The sequence below is a fragment of the Paeniglutamicibacter sp. GQ140 genome (assembly GCF_059759235.1).
Genome location: NZ_JCAXDW010000001.1, coordinates 438,911 through 460,619 on the forward strand (window position 1 = coordinate 438,911; position 21,709 = coordinate 460,619).

17 protein-coding genes are annotated in these 21,709 nt (G+C 66.9%); 5 read left to right on the forward strand and 12 right to left on the reverse strand.

The window, feature by feature from the left end; all coding sequences use genetic code 11:
* Window positions 1-3: 3 nt before the first annotated feature.
* From AC6CHY_RS02020 to AC6CHY_RS02035, 4 genes are all read right to left on the reverse strand, one after another.
* On the reverse strand, window positions 4-1,470 hold the full coding sequence (locus AC6CHY_RS02020; RefSeq protein ID WP_217387236.1) for an amidase: 1,467 nt from the start codon (window positions 1,468-1,470) through the stop codon (window positions 4-6).
* Window positions 1,470-2,744: a M20 family metallo-hydrolase gene (locus tag AC6CHY_RS02025; protein WP_498225249.1), complete on the reverse strand. Its 1,275-nt coding sequence runs from the start codon at window positions 2,742-2,744 to the stop codon at window positions 1,470-1,472. The genes AC6CHY_RS02020 and AC6CHY_RS02025 overlap by 1 nt, the downstream gene beginning before the upstream one ends.
* A 56-nt stretch (window positions 2,745-2,800) precedes the next feature.
* Window positions 2,801-4,132: an MFS transporter gene (locus tag AC6CHY_RS02030; protein WP_498225250.1), complete on the reverse strand. Its 1,332-nt coding sequence runs from the start codon at window positions 4,130-4,132 to the stop codon at window positions 2,801-2,803.
* Window positions 4,133-4,281: 149 nt separating this feature from the next.
* Window positions 4,282-5,214, reverse strand: coding sequence for a LysR family transcriptional regulator (locus tag AC6CHY_RS02035; protein ID WP_498225251.1), 933 nt, complete (start codon window positions 5,212-5,214; stop codon window positions 4,282-4,284).
* 146 nt (window positions 5,215-5,360) lie between these two features.
* On the opposite strand from AC6CHY_RS02035, the gene AC6CHY_RS02040 reads away from it, so the two are divergent.
* On the forward strand, window positions 5,361-7,847 hold the full coding sequence (locus AC6CHY_RS02040; RefSeq protein ID WP_498225252.1) for a hypothetical protein: 2,487 nt from the start codon (window positions 5,361-5,363) through the stop codon (window positions 7,845-7,847).
* 72 nt (window positions 7,848-7,919) lie between these two features.
* Here AC6CHY_RS02040 and AC6CHY_RS02045 read toward each other — a convergent pair whose 3' ends face one another.
* From AC6CHY_RS02045 to AC6CHY_RS02070, 6 genes are all read right to left on the reverse strand, one after another.
* Window positions 7,920-8,705: an isocitrate lyase/PEP mutase family protein gene (locus tag AC6CHY_RS02045; protein ID WP_498225253.1), complete on the reverse strand. Its 786-nt coding sequence runs from the start codon at window positions 8,703-8,705 to the stop codon at window positions 7,920-7,922.
* A gap of 89 nt (window positions 8,706-8,794) precedes the next feature.
* Window positions 8,795-9,871, reverse strand: a complete 1,077-nt coding sequence (locus tag AC6CHY_RS02050) for an ABC transporter ATP-binding protein (RefSeq protein ID WP_498225254.1) — start codon at window positions 9,869-9,871, stop codon at window positions 8,795-8,797.
* Window positions 9,868-10,959, reverse strand: coding sequence for an ABC transporter ATP-binding protein (locus tag AC6CHY_RS02055; RefSeq protein WP_498225255.1), 1,092 nt, complete (start codon window positions 10,957-10,959; stop codon window positions 9,868-9,870). The genes AC6CHY_RS02050 and AC6CHY_RS02055 overlap by 4 nt, the downstream gene beginning before the upstream one ends.
* Complete coding sequence (locus tag AC6CHY_RS02060; protein WP_498225256.1) at window positions 10,959-11,933, reverse strand: ABC transporter permease; 975 nt, start codon at window positions 11,931-11,933, stop codon at window positions 10,959-10,961. The genes AC6CHY_RS02055 and AC6CHY_RS02060 overlap by 1 nt, the downstream gene beginning before the upstream one ends.
* Window positions 11,934-11,941: 8 nt before the next feature.
* A complete protein-coding gene (locus tag AC6CHY_RS02065; protein WP_498225257.1) occupies window positions 11,942-12,949 on the reverse strand; it encodes an ABC transporter permease in 1,008 nt (335 codons plus the stop codon).
* Between the two features lie 74 nt (window positions 12,950-13,023).
* Window positions 13,024-14,625, reverse strand: a complete 1,602-nt coding sequence (locus AC6CHY_RS02070) for an ABC transporter substrate-binding protein (RefSeq protein WP_217387228.1) — start codon at window positions 14,623-14,625, stop codon at window positions 13,024-13,026.
* 282 nt (window positions 14,626-14,907) lie between these two features.
* Between AC6CHY_RS02070 and AC6CHY_RS02075 the strand changes: the two genes are divergently transcribed.
* The 4 genes from AC6CHY_RS02075 to AC6CHY_RS02090 all read left to right on the forward strand — a co-directional run bounded on the left by AC6CHY_RS02075 (window position 14,908) and on the right by AC6CHY_RS02090 (window position 19,623).
* On the forward strand, window positions 14,908-15,900 hold the full coding sequence (locus tag AC6CHY_RS02075) for a 2-hydroxyacid dehydrogenase (protein ID WP_498225258.1): 993 nt from the start codon (window positions 14,908-14,910) through the stop codon (window positions 15,898-15,900).
* Window positions 15,901-16,103: 203 nt separating this feature from the next.
* Window positions 16,104-17,237, forward strand: coding sequence for an L-talarate/galactarate dehydratase (locus AC6CHY_RS02080; RefSeq protein WP_217387227.1), 1,134 nt, complete (start codon window positions 16,104-16,106; stop codon window positions 17,235-17,237).
* 36 nt (window positions 17,238-17,273) lie between these two features.
* A complete protein-coding gene (locus AC6CHY_RS02085) occupies window positions 17,274-17,978 on the forward strand; it encodes a FadR/GntR family transcriptional regulator (RefSeq protein ID WP_217387226.1) in 705 nt (234 codons plus the stop codon).
* Between the two features lie 337 nt (window positions 17,979-18,315).
* Complete coding sequence (locus tag AC6CHY_RS02090) at window positions 18,316-19,623, forward strand: hypothetical protein (RefSeq protein ID WP_217387225.1); 1,308 nt, start codon at window positions 18,316-18,318, stop codon at window positions 19,621-19,623.
* Between the two features lie 152 nt (window positions 19,624-19,775).
* Here AC6CHY_RS02090 and AC6CHY_RS02095 read toward each other — a convergent pair whose 3' ends face one another.
* Window positions 19,776-20,174, reverse strand: a complete 399-nt coding sequence (locus AC6CHY_RS02095; RefSeq protein ID WP_217387224.1) for a universal stress protein — start codon at window positions 20,172-20,174, stop codon at window positions 19,776-19,778.
* Entirely contained in the window at window positions 20,171-21,700 is a 1,530-nt protein-coding gene (locus AC6CHY_RS02100; protein WP_498225259.1) for a tripartite tricarboxylate transporter permease, read from the reverse strand. Before AC6CHY_RS02100 ends, AC6CHY_RS02095 begins: the two co-directional genes overlap by 4 nt.
* Window positions 21,701-21,709: the final 9 nt, after the last annotated feature.

Below are 21,709 nucleotides of genomic sequence, written 5' to 3' on the forward strand. Positions count from 1 at the left end.
GGGCTACCCCAGCAGCGGGAATCCGGGTCCGGGGACGAGGTTCTCCACGGCAGCGGCGATGCGGAAGGCCATGGCCTCGTCGAAGGGGTGGCCGACGACCTGCACGCCGGTGGGCACCGACTCGCGGGACAGCCCGCTGGGAACCGAAACGACCGGGCAGCGGTTGGCGACATTGAACGGGCTGGTCAGGTGCGCCTCCCAATAGTGGCCCAAGTGCCCCTCTGCGGTCTCGATCCCGTCCAGGTAGTCCCCGTCGGCGGCCAGCGAGGCCACCGCCGAGGTAGGGCACAGCAGAGCATCCAGCCCTGCCATCGCCGCGGCCAGCTCCGTCTGAAGCGCTTGGTCCATGGCCAGGGATTCCACCAGGGTGTGCCGGCTTGCGGCGGCCGCGGCGTCCTTGATGAACCGGGCCGTGTAGGCCGCCAGCTCCGACTCCGTCCCTGCGGTTTCCGTGGCCATGGCCGGGCCCAGGATGTGCCCGAAGTGGGCGAAGGTCGTTTCGGTGATCCGCGCGGTGGTCCAAGGCAAGTCAACCGGCACGACAACGGCTCCCGCGGCTTCCAGTGCCCGGGCGACCTTAAGAGTGTTTTCGACGATCTCCGGGGCCACGGGATAGTTGCCCAGCGTGAGCGAGAGCCCGATGCGCAACCCCGCAACGTCAGCTGCGGCGAGCGGGTTGATGCCGTTTTCGCCCCACGAGCCGTGGTCGGTGTGGTGGCGTCCGGACATGACGCCGGCCAGCAGCGCGGTGTCGGCAACGGTGCGGCCCATCGGCCCGTCGCCGCGGTACCAGTCGGCGGCCAGCGCGCCGGCCCCCGGGATCCGGCCATAGGGTGCCTTGTAGCCCACGGTTCCGGTGAACCCTGCCGGAATGCGGGTGGACCCGGCGATGTCCGAGGCGGTGGCAAGCGTGGTGAACCCGGCGGCCAGCGCGGCCCCGGAGCCGCCGGAGGATCCCCCGGGTGTGGCCTGTTTGTTCCACGGGTTCCTGGTGATCCCCCACATGGGCGAATGCGTGGTGGTGGCACAGCTGAATTCGGGACTCGTGGTGCGGGCGTGGATGATCCCGCCCGCAGCTCTCAGCCGTTCCACCACCGGGTGGTCGACAGGGGCAACGCGTCCACGGTGGGCGGCCAGGCCCTGTTCGAGCTTGAGCCCGGCGATCCCGTGCTTTTCCTTGGTGGCCACGCTCAGCCCGAGCAGCGCGGGGGCTCCCCCGCCATCGCGCGCCAGTCGCACGTATTCATCTGCCGCGACGCGTGCCTGCGCGCGGGCGGAGTCGAAGAGCGTCTCGGTGAAGGCATTGATGCCGGTCGCCCGGTCCCCGTTGTGCTCCTCAATCCGCTGGATCTGGGCCTCGAGGACCTCCACGGGCGAGAGGTCCAACGACCTGAATCCTGCCAGCGCGTCGGTGGCCGAAAGATGGGCCAGCGAGGTCTCCGGCTTGGGATTTGCCGCCGTGGAGGTCATCAGGAACCGGCCTTCGAGAGCTCGCGGTCGGTTGGGTTCCTTGCCGCCAGCGCACCGTTGACCATTTCCCAGGCCACGGATTCCAGCGCCTTCACCCCGGCCACCATGTCGGCGTCGGTGGTGAACTCGCGTTCGCAGTGGCTGACCCCGTCGACCGAGGGAATGAACATCATGACGGTGGGGACGATGCGGTTCATGGCCACCGAATCGTGCCCGGCCATGGTGCGGATCCGGCGCACCGAAAGCCCCAGGTTCGCGGCGACCTTCTCGGTCAGTTCCAGCCCGTCCTCGGGGTAGTACTGGATGCCGCGCACGTCGAAGTCGTTGACGTTGATGCGGATGTCGTGGTCCTTGGCGATCTGCGCAATGTCGGCCAAGAGGCTTGCCCTGGCCTCGGCGACGATTTCCGGGCTTGCCGAACGCAGGTCGGCGACCAGGTGCACCCGGCGGGCCACCACGATCGGGGAGTTCGGTTCCAGGGTCAGCTGCCCGACCGAGGACACCAGCGCCTCCGGGGCGAATTTCTGCGTGACGTCGTGGACCAGCAGCACCACCTTGGAGGCGGCCACCAGTGCGTCGTGGCGGTCGGCCATGGCCGTGGCCCCGGTGTGCGACTGTTCGCCGAGCACCTCGATGTCGAGTTTCTGGGTGTGCCAGGAGTAGTCGACGGCTCCCAGGGTGATGCCCTCGCGCTCGAGGATCCTGCCCTGCTCGATGTGGATCTCCGCATAGCCGGCAAGGTCCGGGCGTTCGTCGGTGCCCAGGTATCCGATGGCTTCCAGCGCCTGCGCGACGGTGGTGCCGGCCAGGTCCTTGACCGCGAGCATCTTCTCCTGGTCCATGAGCCCGGCGAAGACCGAGGAACCCATGATGGAGGGGGCAAAGCGCCCGCCCTCCTCGTTGAACCAGTTGACCACGGCCAGGTTGAAAACCGGGGTGGTGCCCGTCGCGGCCAGGGATTCGGCCACGCGTTCGGCGGCGTGCAGGCCCGCCAGCACCCCGTAGGCCCCGTCGAAGCGTCCGCCCAGCGGCTGGGAATCCAGGTGGGATCCGAGCAGGATGTACGGCGCCCCGGGGACCAGCTCGATCAGGGCGAACATGTTCCCGATCCCGTCGACGCGCACCTCCCAGTTCCGTTCCCGGGCGAAGCCGGCAAACCAGTCGCGGGTGGATTTGTCCGCCTCGGTGGCGGCCTGGCGCTCGACGCCGTTGTTCTCGGTGGCACCGATCGCGGCGACGTGGTGGAAGTCGGTGAGGAATGTTGCATCGCTCATGGGGGTGGGTGCTCCTTGCAGTGGTTCGGTGGTTCGCGTGGTGGGTCGGGAAGTGGTCAGCCGACGCGGTGGTGGGTCTCCGGGACCTTGGTGAGGGTCAACAGCAGGAACACGATCACCGCTGCACCGGCCATGTAGTAGCCCGGTGCGGCGCTCAGCCCGGTCTGGGAAACGAGGAAGGTTCCGACGAAGGGGGCGGATCCACCGAAGATCGCGTAGCCGACGTTGTAGCTGATGGCGGCCGAGGTGAAGCGCGTGCGGGTGGTGAAGATTTCCACGAAGAACGTGTAGCAGCCTCCGCCGTAGATGCACATCGGGACCACGAAGAGCAGCTGGCCGGCAATGGCCAGCGGCAGCGAGCCCGAGGTGACGAGCATGAAGCACGGGATGGACAGCAGTGCCAGTGCCGCGGAGCCCGCAATCAACATCGGCTTGCGGCCCACGCGGTCCCCGATGATTCCGCCGACGGGCAGCAGCAGCGCGTAGAAGAGCATGGCCGTGGCGTTGGCCAGCAGCGACTGGTCGCGGCTGAGGTTTCCGGTGACCTGGACGTAGGACACGAAGTAGCCGGAGAGGAAGTAGAAGCCCATGGCGGTCAGTCCCATCACGAAGATGACCTGCAGCATGCGGACCTTGTTCTCGGCGAAGGCCTCGCGGATGGGGCTGTATTCCTTGGATTTTTCCTTGGCCAGCACGGCCTTGAAGGCCTCGGATTCCTCGGTCTTGGCGCGGATCCACAGGCCGAAGAAGGCCATGGGCAGGGCCAGGAGGAACGGGATGCGCCAGCCCCAGGACATGAATGATTCGGAGGACATGGAGCTGGAGAGCACCAGGATCAGCGTGCCGCCGAAGACCGAGGGCAGGGCGGTGGCTGCCAGGGTGATGTTCAGCCAGAAGCCGCGCTTGTTGATCGGTGCGTGTTCGAAGACGAAGGCCGGGGCCCCGACCGATTCACCGCCGGCGGAGAACCCCTGGATCATGCGGCAGAGCACGAGCAAGATGGGGGCCGCCGCGCCGATTGCCGCGTGGGTGGGCAGCAGGCCGATCATCGCGGTGGCCGCGCCGATGGACAGGAGCGTAATGAACAGGACCTTGCGGCGCCCGATCTTGTCTCCCAGGGCACCGAAGAAAAGTCCGCCCAGCGGGCGGACCAGGAAGGCGACGCCGAAGGTTGCGAAGGTGGCCAAGAGCCCGGCCAGTGCACTGGTGCCGGGGAAGAAGAGCTGGGAGAGCACCACCGCGGAGAGACCGTAGAGGGTGAAGTCGTAGAACTCGATGAACTGGCCGATGCTGCCGCCGGCGAGCACCCGCTTTTGCATGCCGCTGGCGGCCTTGCGCTCTCGTTGAAGCACTGCCTGGGGCTCTTGTGAATGGATCTCGGTCTTCATCGACGCTCCTGAGTGTGCGGTCCGCTCGACCCATTGGCTCAAGCGGCGGCTTTTGATGTTTACCCTTGGAACCATTGTGGTGATCGCCATCACATAGGTCTAACGGATTATTTCGGTTAGGTCCATCGAGTGAATCGATTGGAACTCGGTCAGGCGGAGGCCGCCTGATCGGAGCCAGACCCGTAGAGCCCGATGCAGACCTGCTCGAACGCGAGCGATTTTCGGGTCGGTTTGGCTCCGACGGGGCGGACCAGCGACATCTCGATCGGCGGCAGGTCCTCGATGATGTCCAGCGGAACCACGGAGCCGCCGGCATAGGTGAGTTCGTTGGTCAGCCGCTGGTTCAGCAACGAATATCCGTGGCCGCGGGCCACATAGGAGCGCACCGTCTCGTAGCCGGAGACCACATGGCGGATGGATGGACGGATTCCGAGCTGGCTGAACATGTCCAGGTAGTACTCGCGGGTGTGTTTGGCATCCAGCAGGATCAACGGCTCGTCGGCGAAGTCCCGCAGGCTGACAGGCGTGTTCGGGGTGGCGGCCCGCGGGTGGTTGGCCGGGACCAGAACGTGCGGCGGGATCCGCTCCAGGACCCGCCGGTCGAACTCGGCGCCCACCCCCTGGTCGTACATCAGCGCCAACTCGCAGACCCCGTCGAGCAGCGCCTGGCGCAGCGACTCCTGGTCCCCCTCGTGGAAACTGACCTTCACGTTGGGGTGCGCCGACTCGAATTCCTGCAGGATTATGGGCGCCTTGAACGGGGCCAATGGCGAGTACATGCCCACCACCAGTTCCCCGGCGAGCGCTTCGCCCTCGTCGAGGACCGCTTGGTAGAGCAGGTCGGCCTCCTCCAGAAAGGCCTGGGATCCCAGCAACAGGCGCTTCCCGGACGGGGTCAGCCGCAGCCCCTTGCTGGAGAGCCGGGTGAACAGGGACGCGCCGAACTCCTCTTCGAGCCGGGCGATGGCCGAGGAAAGCGTGGACTGGGTGACATTCAGCTCGGTCGCCGCCGCTGTCATGTTCTCCAGCCGGGCCACCGCCCCGAAGTAGCGCAGCTGTACCAGCGTGAAGGATTTGCTCATGACTGCATTATGGTCCCACCGTGTCCCGGCTGGCCGTCCCCGCACGACCAGCGCGCAATGTTACCCACTGCCGACCCACGGCACCATGGTTATTCAAGAGACGTTAGAATCGTGGGGCCAAGCCCCCTCGACCTTCGAATGAGCCGATGAGCAAGCCACTGATCACAGCCCGACGCAAGCCGTCGTTCGGCGTCCCCTGGATTGCCCTCCTTCTGGGCCTCGGCACCCTCGTCTTCGCGGCAACCGGATTCAACGCCGTCACGGCCCGTCCGACGGCACCGGTCCAGATCGTCGTCCAGGGCGAACACCGGCTGAACATCTCGCAGGAGACCGTCGACGCCGTCGTCACCGAGCCGATCCTTGCGTGGAAACCGCTCAAGATCCTGGTCACGCACCGCCTGCTGAGCTACGACGAGCTGCAGGGACGCGTGGATCCGGGGGCCGACGTCATCATCAGCACCGCCATCGTCGACGACGCCCTGAACTCCGAGCGCAGGGAACGCTTCAACGGGGCCGGCATCCACCCCGCCGATGCGGACCGCGACCTGAACACCTCGAACCGGTTCGATATCCACAACGCCTACATGAACAACGTGGGCCTGGGGCATGGGCCGGCGGCGGTTGCGGCCGCGGCGCAGCGGGCGGCCGAGGTCCTGGATGGCGGCAGCATCCGCACACCCGAATTTTGGGTCGCCGGTACCGCGCTCGGCCTGCTGCTGACGGTGCTCGCCTTCAGTTTTTCGCTGCCCCGGCGCAGGCGCCGCGAAGCCCTCCATCGCCGGCTGGCGGCCGCACAGTTGCAACTGGCCGGGGTCGTGCTGGAACTCGAAGCCCTCGAGGTGACGTACCGGAGCACCGATCCGGACCAAAGGCCGCCCGCGTTCGGCGCCACGTGGAGACAGATCCGCGAATCGTCGCTGGCCATGGCGCGAAGCGAGGAAGCGGTGATCGATGCCGTGTACAACCCCAGGACGTCGCTGAAACCGCGCACCGCAGCGATGGTGGCCGCCTTCGAAACCAAGGCGCGGCGCCTGGTGGCCTCCGCGGATGCCTTGATGGGTGCCGGCTCGGTGCTCGGCGGCTTGGAGGGAAGCGAAAGGACCTTCGACAAGCTGGCGGCGCCCCTGGCGTTTGCCACGCGCGAGTTGCTGGCCCGGCTGGATGCGGCACCGGCCGGCGCGGTTGCGTCCAAACGCATCCGGCGCCTGGAAAAGGCCATCACTGCCCTGCTGGGCACGGGGGCCAAGAACCATCGTTCGACGGCGGCCGTGGAGGCGTGGAAGAAGGCCGAACAAGAACTCGAACGCAGCGCCACCTCGGTCAATCGGACGTTGCGCAGGCATCGCCGGGGCCGGGTCAAGGCGCGCCCTCGCACCGGGGAAGACTACTCCTCGCTGCGGGTGGGACTGGGGCTTCCGGCCCATGGCTCGCAGAGGATCCTCCACATACTGGACAGCGCCAATGCCGCGGCCCGCGCGCTCCACGACCCGCTGCCCGGAACGGCAGACGGCCAGGAACCGCCCGCACCCCGCCACCGCTGGAAATTGCGCCTCCGGCGACCCGGCCGCCCGGCCGTATGTGTCACCGCGGGCATCGTCAGTGCGCTGGTGTCCCTCATTGCCGCGGCGCTGGTGACCGAGTCCGTCATGGACCGCCCCCGCTGGAACCTCACGGGCACCCAGACCTTGCGGTCCCTCACCCTTGACGGAGACACCCGGGGACTGACCGAGGCAGACATCCGCCGCTATCTGGATGACAAGTTCACCGAGGCACTCGATGTGACCGTCGCGGTGCGCGACGCCGGGGCGTATCTGAAAATGGCCGACACCCGGGTTCCCGAGGGCCGGCCCTCCGACCAGGACCTCGACCCCGTCGCCTTCGTTGACGCCCTGTGGCGCGTCAAGTCCGAGCTGCCCGAGCTCGTCGACGCGGCCACCGGCGAACTGCTGCCCGGGAAGGCCATCATCCCCGTGTGGGTCTTCGCCGATGACACCGCGACCAGCCCCATGCCGATCACCAGCGCCATCGGGAGCGGTGACATCAGCAGGCTCGGGGACAGCACGTGGGAATACGGCAGCTTCTACGCCTCCTCGTTCCGGGCCAGCACCGTGGCGACCGAAATCGAGCGGCTGTCCCGGGGACTGCAGGGCAACGGCTACATGAAACCGGACGTCAACGAGACCCTGCTCTTTTGGTTGCTGGCCTCCGCCTTTGCCCTGGCGCTGGTGACACTCGCGCAGCTGCTCATGTATGCCGGCAGCGTGTCAATGCGCCTGGGCAAGTTTGGCCGGAACGCCTCCAGGGTGCGGCGGATCCGGCGCCGGCTCGAAGCCCTGGCCCTGGGCCTGGATGACTCGCGACTCAACACCGTGGCAGTGCTCGGTGCAGGTTCGGCCGCCAACGGCGCCGAGGCCGGCCAACGCATCTTTGAGCGGGCCCTGGCCATGGCCTGGCGCATGGCCGACGAGCTCGGCACCCGCCCGCTGTCCCAACGACTCGGCGCCGACTACCTGCGGCAAATCGACGCCCTTGACGACCTGGTGGCCACGCTGGGCATCCGCGACGCGGATGCCGCGCGGCGCACCCGCGACCTGCTCGACGCCACGCTCCCGGAGCGGACGACGGCCCGCTAAAACGCGCCCGACCGCAAACCCGCCGGCGTCACCGTGGGGCAACCGAAAAATGCTGCGGGGTCACGCGGGGATTCACCCGGCGGCGTCCTGGCGGAAGGCCTCCAGGCGTGCCTGCAATTCCCAATACGGCGTGGCGGCCGGGACCGACATGCCGTCGCGCAGCGCATTGACCGCCCCGACGGCGGCGTCCACCGCCGCGCGATACGGCAGGGATCCGGAGCTGACGCGCCGCACCCCCAGCTTCCCCAGTTCGGCCACGCCCAGCGTGGGATGTGCCAGCACGTTGACCGGCAGGCGGATCCCGGCGGTGATGCCGCGAATGTCGTCCTCGGCCCCCAGCCCGGGGACGAAGATGCCGTCGGCGCCGGCCGCGACATACGCCCGGGCCCGCTCCAGCGCGGCATCCACCGTGGCCTGTTCGGCGAGCCAGAAGTTGTCGACCCGGGCATTGACGAAGATCCCGGGGCTGCGCCGCTTGATGGCAGAGATCTTCGCGGCGGCCGTTTCCGGGTCCACGAGGTGTCCGTCGTGGCTGTCCTCGATGTTCAGGCCGGCCACGCCCAGGGCCGCCAATTCGGCGACGAACTCGGCAACCTCGGCCGGCTCGTCGGAGTAGCCGTCCTCGATGTCGGTCGTGACGTGGAGGGGCAAGCGGACAAGCTGCGCCGCGAGCGCGAGGGTTGCACTCTTGCTGGCCCCGTGGCCGTCGGGATTTCCGGCGCTGGCGGCAATCCCGAAGCTGGTGGTTGCCACGGCCGGATAGCCCGCCGCCGCAAAGGCCAGTGCCGAGCCGACATCCCAGGCGTTGGGCAGCAAGAACGGCGCATCGCCGTGGTGGAGTTCATGAAACGTGGGCATGTTTTTTCCGTCCCGGGTCAAGCCATTTGCAGGATTCCCCCCAGCCTACAAGCAGGGCCCGGTCCCGCACCGGCGCCGGCCGGCGCGGCTCAGCCCGCGGGAACCAGCCCCGCCTCGGCCGGGCTGGAGATCGGGAAGTGGCATTCGGCCGTGTGGGCGCGCTCGGCCGGTCCAATGGCGGGCATCCCCAGCGAGATCGACCCGTCCGCGGCCGGACCCGCGGCCTCGGGCCGGCGCGAGGCGCAGATGTCCTCGGCCTTCCAGCAGCGGGTGCGGAACCTGCAGCCGCTGGGCGGATCCAGCGGCGAGGGCAGTTCGCCAGCCAGCACGATCCGCTTGGCCGGGCGCATTGCCGGGTCCAGCTTCGGCGATGCAGACATCAATGCGGCGGTGTACGGGTGCAGCGGCCGGTCAAAGACGTCCTCGGTCACTCCGGTTTCGATGATCCTGCCCAGGTACATCACCGCGACCCGGTCGGTCACGTGGCGGACCACCGAGAGGTCGTGGGAGATGAAGATGTAGCTGACCCCCAGCTGCTGCTGCAGCTCGTTGAGCAGGTTCAGCACCTGCGCCTGCACCGAGAGGTCCAGTGCGGAGACCGGCTCGTCCAGGATGAGCAGATCCGGGTCAAGGGCCAGGGCGCGGGCGATGCCGATGCGCTGGCGCTGGCCGCCGGAGAACTCCTGCGGCGTCTTGTACGCGTCGGTGCTGCGCAGCCCCACCAAATCCAGCAGCTCGTTGAGCCTCTTGGAGCGGGCGGCGGAACCTCGGTACAGGTCCTTGTGGGTGGCGAAGGGCTCGGAGATGATCTGCCCGGCGCTCATGCGCGCGTTCAGCGAGGCGAAGGGGTCCTGGAAGACCATCTGCACCCGCCGGCGCCAGGCCAGCAGCTCCTTGCCCTTGAGCGCGAACGGGTCCTGCCCGTCAAAGCGCACGGTGCCGGAGTCTGGCGTCTCGAGCATCATCAGCGTGCGGGCCAACGTGGACTTGCCGCAGCCGGACTCCCCCACCAGGCCCAGGGTCTCCCCCTTGCCCACCGACAGGCTGATCCCGTCCAGCGCCTTGAGCTGGCGCGATCCGCCGCCGGCGGAGACGGTGAAGGACTTGCTCAGCTCCTGGACCTCGAGGACGTTTTGCCTGGGTGCCTGGGTCTCGTTGGTGCTCATCGGTTTTCCTCCTGCAGTGTCGACGCGGTTTCCGGCGAGGCAACGGATTCGGCGGCCGGAGTCGCGGTGGCACCGGCGCGCAGGGATTCGGAGAAGTGGCAGGCGGAGAACTGGTTCGCACCGGTGGGGCGCAGCTCGGGGCGCTCTTGGCGGCAGATCGCCGCCGCCATCGGGCAGCGGTCCTGGTAGACACATCCGGAGGGAATCGACTTGAGCTCCGGCGGGCTGCCCGGGATCGAGGACAGGTCGTCCCCGCGCCGCGCGTGCGTGGGCACCGACTCCAGCAGGCCCTTGGTGTACGGGTGGGTGGGGCTGGAAAACACCGTGGCCACCGGCCCGCTTTCGACAACGTTGCCCGCGTACATGATGCACACGTCGTCTGCCTCCTCGGCAACCACGGCCAGGTCGTGGGTGATCAGCACGACCGCCATGTCCTCCTCCTCGCGCAACCGGCGCAGCAGCGCCATGATCTGCGCCTGCACCGTGACATCCAGTGCGGTGGTGGGCTCGTCGGCGATCAGCAGCCGCGGGCCCAGCGCCACGGCCATGGCGATGAGGATGCGCTGGCGCATGCCGCCGGAGAACTGGTGGGGGTAGGCCGAAACCCGCACCTCGGGCTCCGGGATGCCGACCCGGCGCATCAGCTCGATGGCCTGGGCGCGGGCCTGCTTCTTGTTCATGCCGCGGTGGATCCTAAAGGCCTCGCCGAGCTGCGCGCCCACGGTGTAGACGGGGTTCAGTGCGGTCAGCGCGTCCTGGAAGACGATGCCCAGGCCGGGACCGGCGACCTCGCGGCGCTGGCGCGGGGTCATCGCGTTCAGGTCCCTGCCCTCGAGCCGAACGGTTCCCCCGGCCACGGAGGCCACCGGGTCAAGCAGGCCGGCGATGGCCTTGGCCGTCATTGACTTGCCGCAGCCGGATTCGCCCAGCAGCGCCAGGGTCTGGCCCTGGTAGGCGGTGAAGGAAACGTTGCCCACCACGCGCACGGTGCCCGTGGGGGTGCGGATGTCCACGTCGAGCCCGGTGACGGCCAGGACGGCCTCGGCGGTGGCCGCCTCGCTGGTTTGGGGATCAAGTACTTCCATCATCACTTTGCCTCCTTGGCTGCGGTCTTCAGGGCCTTCTTGGCGGGACGTTCCAGGGTCAGGCGCCAGCGCTGGGCCGGGTCGGTGGCGATGCGCAGCCAGGCCGCCAACAGGTTCGCGGCGATCGCGGTGATGACGATGGCCAGGCCCGGAAGGATCGACAGCCACCATGCGGTCTGCAGGTATTGGCGGCCCTGGGCCACCATCAGCCCCCAGCTCACGTCCGGCGGCTGGATGCCGATGCCCAGGAAGGACAGCGAGGACTCGGCGAGCATGACGTAGCAGAATTCCAGCGTGGCCAGGGTCAGCAGCGTCGGGGTGACCACCGGGATCACGTGCGTCGCGATGATGGAGTTGGGCCTGGTGCCGAAGGTGCGTGCGGCGTCCACGAAGGTGCGCGACTGCAGCTCGGCCGATTCGGCCCGCGCGGTGCGCATGTAGATCGGGATGCGGGTCACGGCCAGGATCAGCACGATGTTGGCCACCGAGGGGCTGAAGACGTAAAGGACCACGACCGCGAGCAGCAGCGAGGGGAAGGACATGATGATGTCGGCGATGCGCATCGAAATGTTCTCGCGCCGCCCGCGGTGGTATCCGGCCCAGACGCCCCAGAGGGAACCGATGAGCAGTGCGACGAGGACCGCGGGGACCGCAACCATGAGCGTCGTGCGGGTGGCAACGACCAGGCGGGCGAGCACCGAGCGGCCCAGGGAGTCTGAGCCCAGCACGTAGGCCCACCCGTTGGCCGGGTCAAAGGGCGCCTTGTTCATGAACATCAGGTTTTGCTTGGTGGCCAGTTCGCCCATGAGCGCGGGGCCGAAGATGGCCACCAGGACCACGAGGCCCAGGACCAGGGCCCCCACGGAGGCGAACTTGTCGCGCAGCAGCATCCGGAACATGCTCGGACCCCCGAGCCGTGCCTTCTGGGGCCGGGGCCCGCGGTCGCGCAGCTTGGGCGCGTTCAATGTCTGTGTCATGGTCTTTCCTAGGCGTTCGCGCCGGCGGCGGCAGGGACGGCGGGCCCACCGGGCGTGGTGGAGTCGGGTCCGGGGGCAATGGCCCGCGCCTTGCTCCGCGCCCTGGCCCCGGCGGTGGGACGGACCCGCGGGTCAAGCAGCGCGTAGCCCACATCGATCACGATGTTCAGCACGAAGATCGCCAGGGCCGTGAGCAGCACGCAGGCCTGGAGGACGGCGAAGTCGCGCTGCAGGATCGAGTCGATCATCAACTTGCCGATCCCCGGCCAGCCGAAGATCGTCTCGACGACCACCGCTCCGTTGATCAGCCCGACGGTGAGGTCGCCCGCAACCGTCAGGGCCGGGGCCGCGGCGTTGCGCAGGGCGTGGCCGGTGACCACGCGGTATTCGGTGGCGCCCTTGGAGCGGGCGAGCTTGATGTAGGGCTCGGAGAGGGAGGTGACCATGGCGCCGCGGATGACCTGGACCAGCGCCCCGAAGGGCCGCATCACCAGTGTTGCCACGGGCAGCACCCAGGCGGCGGCGCCCATGACGCCGGAGGTGGGCAGCCATCCCAGGTAGATCGCGAAGACCCAGATGCCCACGATGGCCAGCCAGAAGTCGGGAATCGAGGCCGCCGCCATGGAGACGAAGGAGGCGAAGCGGTCAAGCACCCCGTTGGGCTTCAGGGCCGCCGCGGAGCCCACGATGATCGCCAACACGATGGCGATCACCATGGTCATCGCGGCAAGTTGCAGCGTTGCCGGGAAGGCGCGCAGCGCCATGGCCGCTGCATCCTCCCCTGTACGCAGCGAGGTGCCGAAATCCAGTCGCAAGAGACCACCGAAGTAGTCGGCCATTTGGACCAGTACGGGCTGGTCCAGGCCGTTCTTGGCAATGAAGTCCGCGCGCATGGCGTCGGTGGCGTTCAGTGGCAGGTAGAGGCTTGCCGGGTTTCCGGTCATCCGGGCCAGGGCGAAGACACCCACCACCACGACCACCAGCGGCAGTGCGGAGGAGATAATCCGTTTACGCAAATAGGTGAGCATGATCTAAGTTGCTTTCCGTCGAATTCTTTATTGCCAATGCCTTGCGAAGGCCGGGAGACGGGCTACTGGCCCTTGGTGACCTCGGCCAGGCGCAGTTCGTCGCCCGAGGAGGAGTTCGGCTCGTAGTCCACGGTCGCGGCCACACCGAGCATGCCGGTCTGGTGGGCGATGTGGGCGAACTGCACCACGTTGTCGTTCTGGTAGGAGAAGACCTTCTCGAAGGCGCCCTGGCGGTCATCGCCCGTGGCTGCATCGGCGGTGGCAATGAGCTTGTCGAGCTCCGGGGTGCCGAAGGCCGACTGGGCGCCCTTGGTTGTCATGTACTGGTCGACGGTGAAGGCTGCGTCGCCGGCCTGGTTGCCGTGCTGGGTCATCAGCATGATGGCGCCCTCGTCGTCAGTGGGGAACGGGCGGACCTGGTAGGTCAGGTGCTGGCTGGTCTCGAGCATCTTCAGCTTCACGTTCAGCCCGGCCTGGGTCAGCTGCTCCTGGATGACCTGGCCCAGCTCCTCGATCTTGGGGAACTGTGCCGAGCGCACCACCAGGCTGATCTGGGCGGAGGTGTCAACGCCGGCTGCCTTGGCCTCTTCGACCAGGCTCTTGGCCTTTTCCGGGTCGTAGGGCCAGACCGGCAGGGACTCGCTGTGCCCCACGACGCCCTCGGGCACCAGCTGGGCGGCCGCCTTGTCGCGTCCGCCGTAGAGGGAAGCGACGATGGCTTCCTTGTCGATGGCGTAGTTTACGGCCTGGCGGACCTTGATGTCGGTGAAGGGTGCCTTGTCGGCGTGCATGCGCAGGGCCACGGTTTCGTTGTTGGGGTAGGCAACGCCCAGGTCCCCGATGTTGTCTTCCGGGCTCAGGCCGGTGGCGATGTCTGCCTCGCCGGAGGTGACCATGGCGGCGCGGACGCTGCCCTCGCTCCTCCACTGGTAGTTGGCCTTCGGGAAGGCGGGGGCCTCGCCCCAGTAGTCGGCGAAGGCCGAGGCGCTGATGCTCTGGCCGGCCTCCCACTTCTCGAGCCTGTAGGGTCCGGTGCCGATCGGTTCGCGCACCTTTTCGGTGGTGGAGGTCTCGGCGGGCACGACCTCCAGGAAGGAGAGACGCAGCGGCAGGATGGGGTCGGCCTTCGGCGAGGTGACCGTCAGGGTCGTGTCGTCAACGACCTTGACCTTCAGGTCGTCGTCGCCAAAGACGTAGCCCTCGACGTTGCAGCCGAGCTTGCCGTTGACGGCGCGGTCAATGGTTGCCGCGGCGTCCTCGGCGGTGAATTCCGATCCGTCGTGGAACTTCACTCCCTCGCGCAGCTTCAGCGTCCAGGTGGTGTCGTCCTTGCTGGTCCATTCGGTGGCGAGCTTGGGCTCGAGCTCCCCGGAGGTCGGATTGCGCTCAATCAGCGGCTCGGTGATGGTCGAGCGCACTACGACGCCGGTGCTGGTGAGGTTCGATTCGCAGGCCTCGAGCGTGGGCGGTTCCTGCTGCAGCACCACGCGCAGGGTGTCGCCGGCGGCAGGGGCACCGGCTGAGGAGGAACCGCCGGCCCCCGAGGAGTTTGCCACGGAGCAGCCGGAGAGGATCGTGGTGCCCAAAAGGGCTCCGGCGGCCACGGCCATGGAAAGTCGGCGGGTGCGGGTCACGGGGGTCGTTGCCTTGCTGGAAAAAAACATCGGTGTTTCCTCTGCGGTGAGCGAAGTGGACGAGTGCGAACGACCAATGCATCGGGATTTGCCGGTCGTGTTCCCATAGCCTTGACGGCGGAACCGAGACGCGTCAAGGCCTTGCTTCCGCATGAACTCGCGGTTCCGGGACGGTTGGTCCCGATCGGCATTCGATGCGCATTGTGACATCCGCTACATCACGCGGCTGACGGGGAACCAATGCCCCAACGGTATTGATCCATGCATTCTGTGTGTTGGACGCGCATGCTTGCGCCTCCCTAGGATTCAGGTATGTCAGCAGATACCAGCGCCATCACGCGGCGCGACCCCAGCCCCATTACCGGGAACGCCATCTTGCGCGTTGGCCCGGTCAACCCCACGGTCGCCAAGGCACTCGTTGACGACTACGACGCACTGATGCTTCCCGAGCCCGGAGCCGGCCGAGTGGAATTCCTCGCCGAACACGGCGAGTCGATCCGCGTCGCAGTGTGCTCTGGAAAAATCGGCGTCGACACCGATCTCATGAAGCGCCTGCCAAGCCTCGAGGCCATAGTGAACTTCGGGGTCGGCTACGACGCCACCGATGTCGCCCAGGCCAATGAACGCAACATCCCGATCAGCAACACCCCCGACGTCCTGACCGACTGCGTCGCCGACACCGCCCTGGGCCTGTACCTTGACACCCTGCGCTCGCTGAGCGCCGCCGAGCGCTTCGTGCGCGCCGGCACCTGGGCCAGCGGCGCGAATTTCCCGCTTGCCACCCGCGCCAGCGGCAAGCGCGTGGGCATCCTGGGGCTGGGGCGCATCGGCGCGGCAATCGCCAAGCGGCTCGAAGCCTTCGGCTGCGAAATCCACTATCACAACCGCTCGGAAGTCAACGGCAGCGCATACACGTACCACCCCTCGGCCGCGGCCCTGGCCGAGGCCACCGACGTCTTGATCGTCGCGGCGGCCGGCGGCCCCGCCTCGGCCGGACTCGTCGACGCGACGGTGCTGGAGGCGATTGGCACGAATGGCTTCCTGATCAACATTGCCCGCGGCAGCGTCGTGGACGAGCGGGCCCTGGTTTCGGCCCTGCAGAACGGCGGCATCGCCGGCGCCGGTCTGGACGTGTTCGCCAACGAGCCGCACGTTCCCGGGGAGCTCTTTGCCCTGGACAACGTGGTCCTGCTGCCCCACCTGGGCAGCGGCACGCACGAGACGCGCGCCGACATGGCGGCGCTAACACTGGACAACCTGCGCAGCTACATCCACTCGGGAGAGTTAGTCACTCCCGTTTCATAGGCATCCCATTCCCACGTGTGGCCCACCCGGTGTTCCGGGTGGGCCACTGGCATTTTCTCCCTACGTGCGTGGAGGGGATCCGGAGTGAATGCGGTCCGAAATACTTCCCCGAAACCACTTGTGCCATAAGTTTTCAACTTATACGATAAGTTGTGTTCACCAGCACAGTCCCGCCATTCCCTCCCCAGGAGCACAGAGCCGCCATGAGCTACACCCCCGATGCCATTCGCCACGTCAAGCTGTCCACCGCACGGCTGCCCCTGGCCACCCCGATCTCCGACGCCAAGGTCTTCACCGGGCGCCAGAAGCCCATGACCGAGGTCGTCTTCCTCTTCGCCGAGATCAAGACCGAACAGGGCCACGAAGGCCTTGGCTTCTCCTACTCGAAGCGCGCCGGCGGACCGGCACAGTTCGCCCACGCCAAGGAAGTCGCCGAGACCATGATCGGCGAGGACCCCAACGACATTGCCAAGCTCTACACCAAGCTCCTGTGGGCCGGCGCCTCGGTGGGACGCTCGGGCGTCGCCACCCAGGCGCTCGCCGCCCTCGACATCGCCCTCTATGACCTGAAGTCCAAGCGCGCGGGCCTGCCGCTGGCCAAGTTCCTCGGGTCCCACCGCGACTCGGTGCGCACCTACAACACCTCCGGGGGCTTCCTCAACGCCTCCATCGCCGAGGTCAAGGACCGCGCCAGCCAGTCCATCGAGGAGGGCATCGGCGGCATCAAGATCAAGGTCGGCCTGCCGGATTCCTCCGAGGACCTGCGCCGCGTCGCCGCGGTGCGCGAGCATATCGGCCCGAACGTGCCGATGATGGTGGACGCCAACCAGCAGTGGGATCGCGCCACCGCGCTGCGCATGGGCCGCAAGCTCGAGGAGTTCGACCTGGTCTGGATCGAGGAGCCCCTCGATGCCTACGACGCCGAGGGCCATGCGGCGCTCGCCGCAGCCCTGGACACCCCGATTGCCACCGGCGAGATGCTGGCCTCCGTGGCCGAGCACGAACGCCTCATTGCCACCCGCGCCTGCGACATCATCCAGCCCGACGCCCCGCGCATCGGCGGCATCACCCAGTTCCTGCGCTTGTCCACGCTTGCGGACCAGGCGGGCCTGGACCTGGCACCGCACTTCGCCATGGAGATCCACCTGCACCTCGCCGCCGCTTACCCGCGCGAGCCCTGGGTGGAGCACTTCGACTGGCTGGACCCGCTGTTCAACGAACGCCTCGAGACCAAGGACGGGCGCATGCTGGTCCCCAACCGCCCGGGACTCGGCTTCACCTTCAGCGACCAGGCCCGCGCCTGGACGACCGATACCGTCGAGTTCGGCCGAGCCTAGTCGCCCCGCCGCGGCGCTCGTGAAAGCATTCGAAGTATGAAACCCAATCTGACGACCGGCCTGGTTGAGCACCTGCGCGGGCAGATCAGCTCCGGGGAAATCGCCCCGGGAGACAAGCTCCCCAGCGAGAATGCCCTGATCGCCGAGCATGCCGTCTCGCGCACCGTGGTGCGCGAGGCGCTGACCCGGCTGCAGGCCGAAGGACTGGTCCACACGCGCCGCGGTGCCGGCAGTTTTGCCCTGACTCCGCCACCACCGGAAACCGGTGCGCAGGCCCGGGTACCGCGGACCCTTGCCGAACGCCGGCATTTGCTCGAGTTCCGGATGGGCCTGGAATCAGAGGCGGCAGCCGCCGCCGCGGTCACGGCGAACGCCGGGACCCTGCCCGCCCTCGACGCGGCATTGGAAGCCTTCCGGAACGCCGGTACCAACGCCTCGCGCTCCATGAGCTGCGACTTCGAATTCCACTCCGCCGTGGCGGCCGGGAGCGGCAACCCATACTTCCTGGATGCGGTGCGCCACCTCGGCCCTGCCATGATCGCCATGCCGCGCCAGCGACTGGACTCCACGGATTCGGTGCTGGTCCCACGGCTGGAACAAGTCGCGGAGGAACACCTCACCATCCGCAACGCCATCGCCTCGGGCAACGCCATGGCCGCCGCCGCGGCCATGCGCGTGCACTTGGCAAACTCACTGCATCGACTCGAGATTGAGGCCGGGGTTGCCCCACCCACCCTCTGAGAGGATCAGCACCCGCCAAGACGCGCAGGCGGCAGCACCGTCAGACTTCCCCCCAGCATCAGGCACCATAACGTTCTCATCCGCGGAGACGGGACCACGGAGTCGACCGCGGCACGTTTGCCCGCCGTTCTGGAACCCGGGAGGCGAGGGAATGGTGATTCACCGATTCTGTTGGTATCAGCTGTCTAACTCCACAACCACTCTTGAAAGAATCAACTTAGATCCGTCGATGTCAGCCAGCTGACCATAGGCCGGGGTGCGGTGGGGACCGGCGAAACGAGGAGGACCTGTCCGCGTTCCAATGCGAGAATGAGTGGATGATCGCCGTGGTTGCAACATGAACGAGACCTACTCGTTGGTCAAGCCCGATGCCAAGGAATGGTCCGACCTTCCGTTGTGCCCTCCCGCACGGCGGCAAACGGTGGTTGCTTGGTTGATCGTGTTAGTGACTACGGTTGCCTCCTTCATCGCCGATCGGGGGTGGGAAGATCTTCCACCGGAATATTGGCAGGGCACTTACCAGGCCCTAGATATGTACGGTCTTTCTGCGACGTTTGTTGCCCTAATCGTTTCATTCACCGGCTGGCTTTTTGGTCGTTTGGCCGTCGCGATGGCACCCATCGTTTTGCTCTATGCGGCCATACCGTATTCCCTCGACACAAGCGAAAGCGCCACTTTTTGGTGGGCAGGCACGATAGCCGCGGCAACTTGGTGGCTTATCCAGGCGAGGTTCACTCTGCGGCAAATTCATGCAGTCCGCACTCTTGCGTCGGTATCAAACACGGGGACGACGATTGAGCTCGGGTCAGGTGCCATTGAGGCTTTGAGACGCTTCAAGCGGCGCAGCCTGTCTTGGGCAACAGGTTTGAGCGCGCTCGCCATCGTCGGCTGGCTGGCCGCAATGATGGCTATGCCTGCTGCGGTGGGACGCACCTATCAAGAACTGGAAGACCTGGCGTTGCCCGATTGCCTGGGAACGGCAGCTGCAACCGTGAGTATTCTGGCACTCGTCCAATGGCATCGCTGCGGCTGGAGATTTCTAGCCAGACGGCGCATAGGCACCGTGGTGTGGCATGTTCCGATAGTTGCCGGTCCGGTCCAAGGGCTGTGGGCCTCGCTTTCCGAAGACGCCGGGACGGTTCCCTTCAACCGTGCCAGTTCGGTGCCTTCGTGTTCTTGTATCGAAGAATCATTACGGGCAAACCCCGATGAAGCGGACCTTTACGGTGACATCGGTGTTCTGGCATCCGCCTACTGCCCGGTTCACGGGATCGACCGGATCAATTCACTTTCTGTCGAACAATTTCGTTCCGAGGCCACCAATACCTGGCTCTGGGATGAAGAGTCCCTGTTGCCCATGTCCACGCAGGCGGAATCAGACAGAACATTGCTCATTGGCTATGCAGGTAATGCCTTTACTGGGTTGCCTGCACGTTTCACCAATGGCATGGCGGAAATCTACCCCGGCGCGGACGACCTGGTCGAAGAACGCGAGTCACATACAAATGAATCAGAGTGGGAGCGACCGCTGCGCCCTCTGGGCGGAGTACTGGACCGGATCGATCTAGCACCCGCAGGACTAGGAGGGCATGCGGTCCGTTACCTGCACGGCCGTGCCTGGTTCGATACCACTGATGAAGCATAGGTGGAACCATGGGACCGGTGTGACGATCACAGCCTGGCAACCGCCACGAAGGACAAGCTCGGCCTCTCCATCCGGCATCAAGCCGAGAGAGCGGGCCGGTCAACGGCTCCAAACGGATGACGAGACCGACCCGCGGATCCAAGCAGGGATCTCTAGACCTGGTCGGCCTTCACGGCGAGCACCGGGTGCTCGGCCTGGAGCAGGATGCGCTGGGCGTGCGAGCCCATGATGAACTTGCCGACCTGGGAGCGCTGGCGCAGGCCGATCACGATCAACGAGACGTCGTGCTTCTCGGCCAGGTCAAGGATCTCCTCGGCCAGGTCGTCGCGGTGCACCGATTCCAGGATCCGGGCCTTGATGCCCGCATCCACCGTTGACTGCCTGATGCGCTCGATATCCTCCGGGCTGGCCACTGACTTGTCCACCAGCGCGCCTTCGCGCACGGAGTTCACGATCAGCAGTTCCTCGTTGCGAAGACCTGCCTCGCGGATGGCGGCGCGCACCGCCGCCTCGCCGACCTTGGTCGGAACGTATCCCACTAGGATGCTCATACCTTTTCCTTCACCTTGGTTTCGGACAAGAGGGCGTTTGCCTTCTTGCGCTTCTCGATCACTGTCTTGACCATGGGCCACACCGCGACGAAGACGAAGATCACCAGCAGGGTGCCGGAGATCGGGCGGCTGAAGAACCCGGTCGGATCGCCCTCGAGCACCAGCAACGAGCGGCGCAGCGAGGACTCGAGCAGGCTGCCGAGCACGAATGCCAGCACCAGCGGGCCGGGTTCGAAGCCGAACTTCTTCATCAGGTAGCCGACCGCCCCGAAGAGCACCACGAGCATGACGTCGAACATCGAGTTGCGGATCGTGTAGGCGCCCAGCATGGTGATCAGCGCGGTGATGGGCGCCAGGATCGCGGCGCGGATCCGCAGGATCCGCACGAACAGGCCCACCAGCGGGATCGACATGATCAGCAGCAGGATGTTGCCGATGTACATGGAGTTCACCACGCCCCAGAACAGCTCGGGCTGCTCGGTGATCAGCTGCGGGCCGGGGGTCACGCCCTGGATCAGCAGCGCCCCGAAGATGATTGCCATGGTGGCGTTGGCCGGGATGCCCAGGGTGAGCAGCGGGATGAAGGAGCTGGTGGCCGCCGCGTTGTTCGCAGACTCCGGCCCGGCAACGCCCTCGATGGCGCCCTTGCCGAAGCGCGAGGGATCCTTTGCGCGCTTCTTCTCCACCGCATAGGCGGCCAGCGAGGCGATGGTCGCCCCGCCGCCGGGCAGGATGCCCAGGAAGAAGCCCAGCACCGAGCCGCGCCCGATGGCGCCCGAGGACTGCTTCAGGTCCTTGCGCGAGGGCCAGACGTTGGCCACGGCGACCGGGGCGGCCGCCGCGCGGTGGCGCTCCTCCAGGTTGTAGAGGATCTCGCCCACGCCGAACAGTCCCATGGCGATCGGCACGAAGTCGATGCCGTCGGCCAGCGACAGGTTCCCGAAGGTGAAGCGCTCGGCGCCGGTGAAGATGTCCCTGCCGACCGTGGCCAGGAACAGGCCCAGGGCCGCGGCGATCAGGGCCTTGATCTTGGAGCCGCCGGAGATGGTGGCCACCAGCAGGATGCCCAGCAGTGCCAGCGCGGTGTATTCGGGCGGACCGAAGTCCAGGGCGAACCCTGCAACCAGCGGAGCCAGGAAGGTCAGCCCGATGATGCCGATGGTGCCGCCGACGAAGGAGCCGATGGCGGCGATGCCCAGGGCGGTGCCCGCCCGTCCCTGCTTGGCCAGCACGTAGCCGTCAAAGACTGTGACCACGGAGCTTGCCTCGCCGGGAATGCGCAGCAGCACCGAGGTGATGGTGCCGCCGTACTGGGCGCCGTAGAAGATGCCCGCCAGCATGATGATCGCCGTGACCGGCTCCACCCCGTAGGTCAGGGGAAGCAGGATGGCGATGGTCGCCGCCGGGCCGAGGCCGGGCAGCACGCCGATCAGCATGCCGATGGCGACGCCGAGCAGGCAGTACAGAAGATTGGTTGGGTCCAGGACAACACCAAAGCCGTCCAACACCGGGCCGAAGAAATCCATGCCGTTTAC

Bases quoted from the DNA above. Each gene is read 5' to 3' on its own strand.
- AC6CHY_RS02020 (WP_217387236.1), bottom strand. From the start codon at position 1,470: ATGACCTCCACGGCGGCAAATCCCAAGCCGGAGACCTCGCTGGCCCAT.
- AC6CHY_RS02025 (WP_498225249.1), bottom strand. From the start codon at position 2,744: ATGAGCGATGCAACATTCCTCACCGACTTCCACCACGTCGCCGCGATC.
- AC6CHY_RS02030 (WP_498225250.1), bottom strand. From the start codon at position 4,132: ATGAAGACCGAGATCCATTCACAAGAGCCCCAGGCAGTGCTTCAACGA.
- AC6CHY_RS02035 (WP_498225251.1), bottom strand. From the start codon at position 5,214: ATGAGCAAATCCTTCACGCTGGTACAGCTGCGCTACTTCGGGGCGGTG.
- AC6CHY_RS02040 (WP_498225252.1), top strand. From the start codon at position 5,361: ATGAGCAAGCCACTGATCACAGCCCGACGCAAGCCGTCGTTCGGCGTC.
- AC6CHY_RS02045 (WP_498225253.1), bottom strand. From the start codon at position 8,705: ATGCCCACGTTTCATGAACTCCACCACGGCGATGCGCCGTTCTTGCTG.
- AC6CHY_RS02050 (WP_498225254.1), bottom strand. From the start codon at position 9,871: ATGAGCACCAACGAGACCCAGGCACCCAGGCAAAACGTCCTCGAGGTC.
- AC6CHY_RS02055 (WP_498225255.1), bottom strand. From the start codon at position 10,959: ATGATGGAAGTACTTGATCCCCAAACCAGCGAGGCGGCCACCGCCGAG.
- AC6CHY_RS02060 (WP_498225256.1), bottom strand. From the start codon at position 11,933: ATGACACAGACATTGAACGCGCCCAAGCTGCGCGACCGCGGGCCCCGG.
- AC6CHY_RS02070 (WP_217387228.1), bottom strand. From the start codon at position 14,625: ATGTTTTTTTCCAGCAAGGCAACGACCCCCGTGACCCGCACCCGCCGA.
- AC6CHY_RS02075 (WP_498225258.1), top strand. From the start codon at position 14,908: ATGTCAGCAGATACCAGCGCCATCACGCGGCGCGACCCCAGCCCCATT.
- AC6CHY_RS02080 (WP_217387227.1), top strand. From the start codon at position 16,104: ATGAGCTACACCCCCGATGCCATTCGCCACGTCAAGCTGTCCACCGCA.
- AC6CHY_RS02085 (WP_217387226.1), top strand. From the start codon at position 17,274: ATGAAACCCAATCTGACGACCGGCCTGGTTGAGCACCTGCGCGGGCAG.
- AC6CHY_RS02090 (WP_217387225.1), top strand. From the start codon at position 18,316: ATGAACGAGACCTACTCGTTGGTCAAGCCCGATGCCAAGGAATGGTCC.
- AC6CHY_RS02095 (WP_217387224.1), bottom strand. From the start codon at position 20,174: ATGAGCATCCTAGTGGGATACGTTCCGACCAAGGTCGGCGAGGCGGCG.
- AC6CHY_RS02100 (WP_498225259.1), bottom strand. From the start codon at position 21,700: ATGGATTTCTTCGGCCCGGTGTTGGACGGCTTTGGTGTTGTCCTGGAC.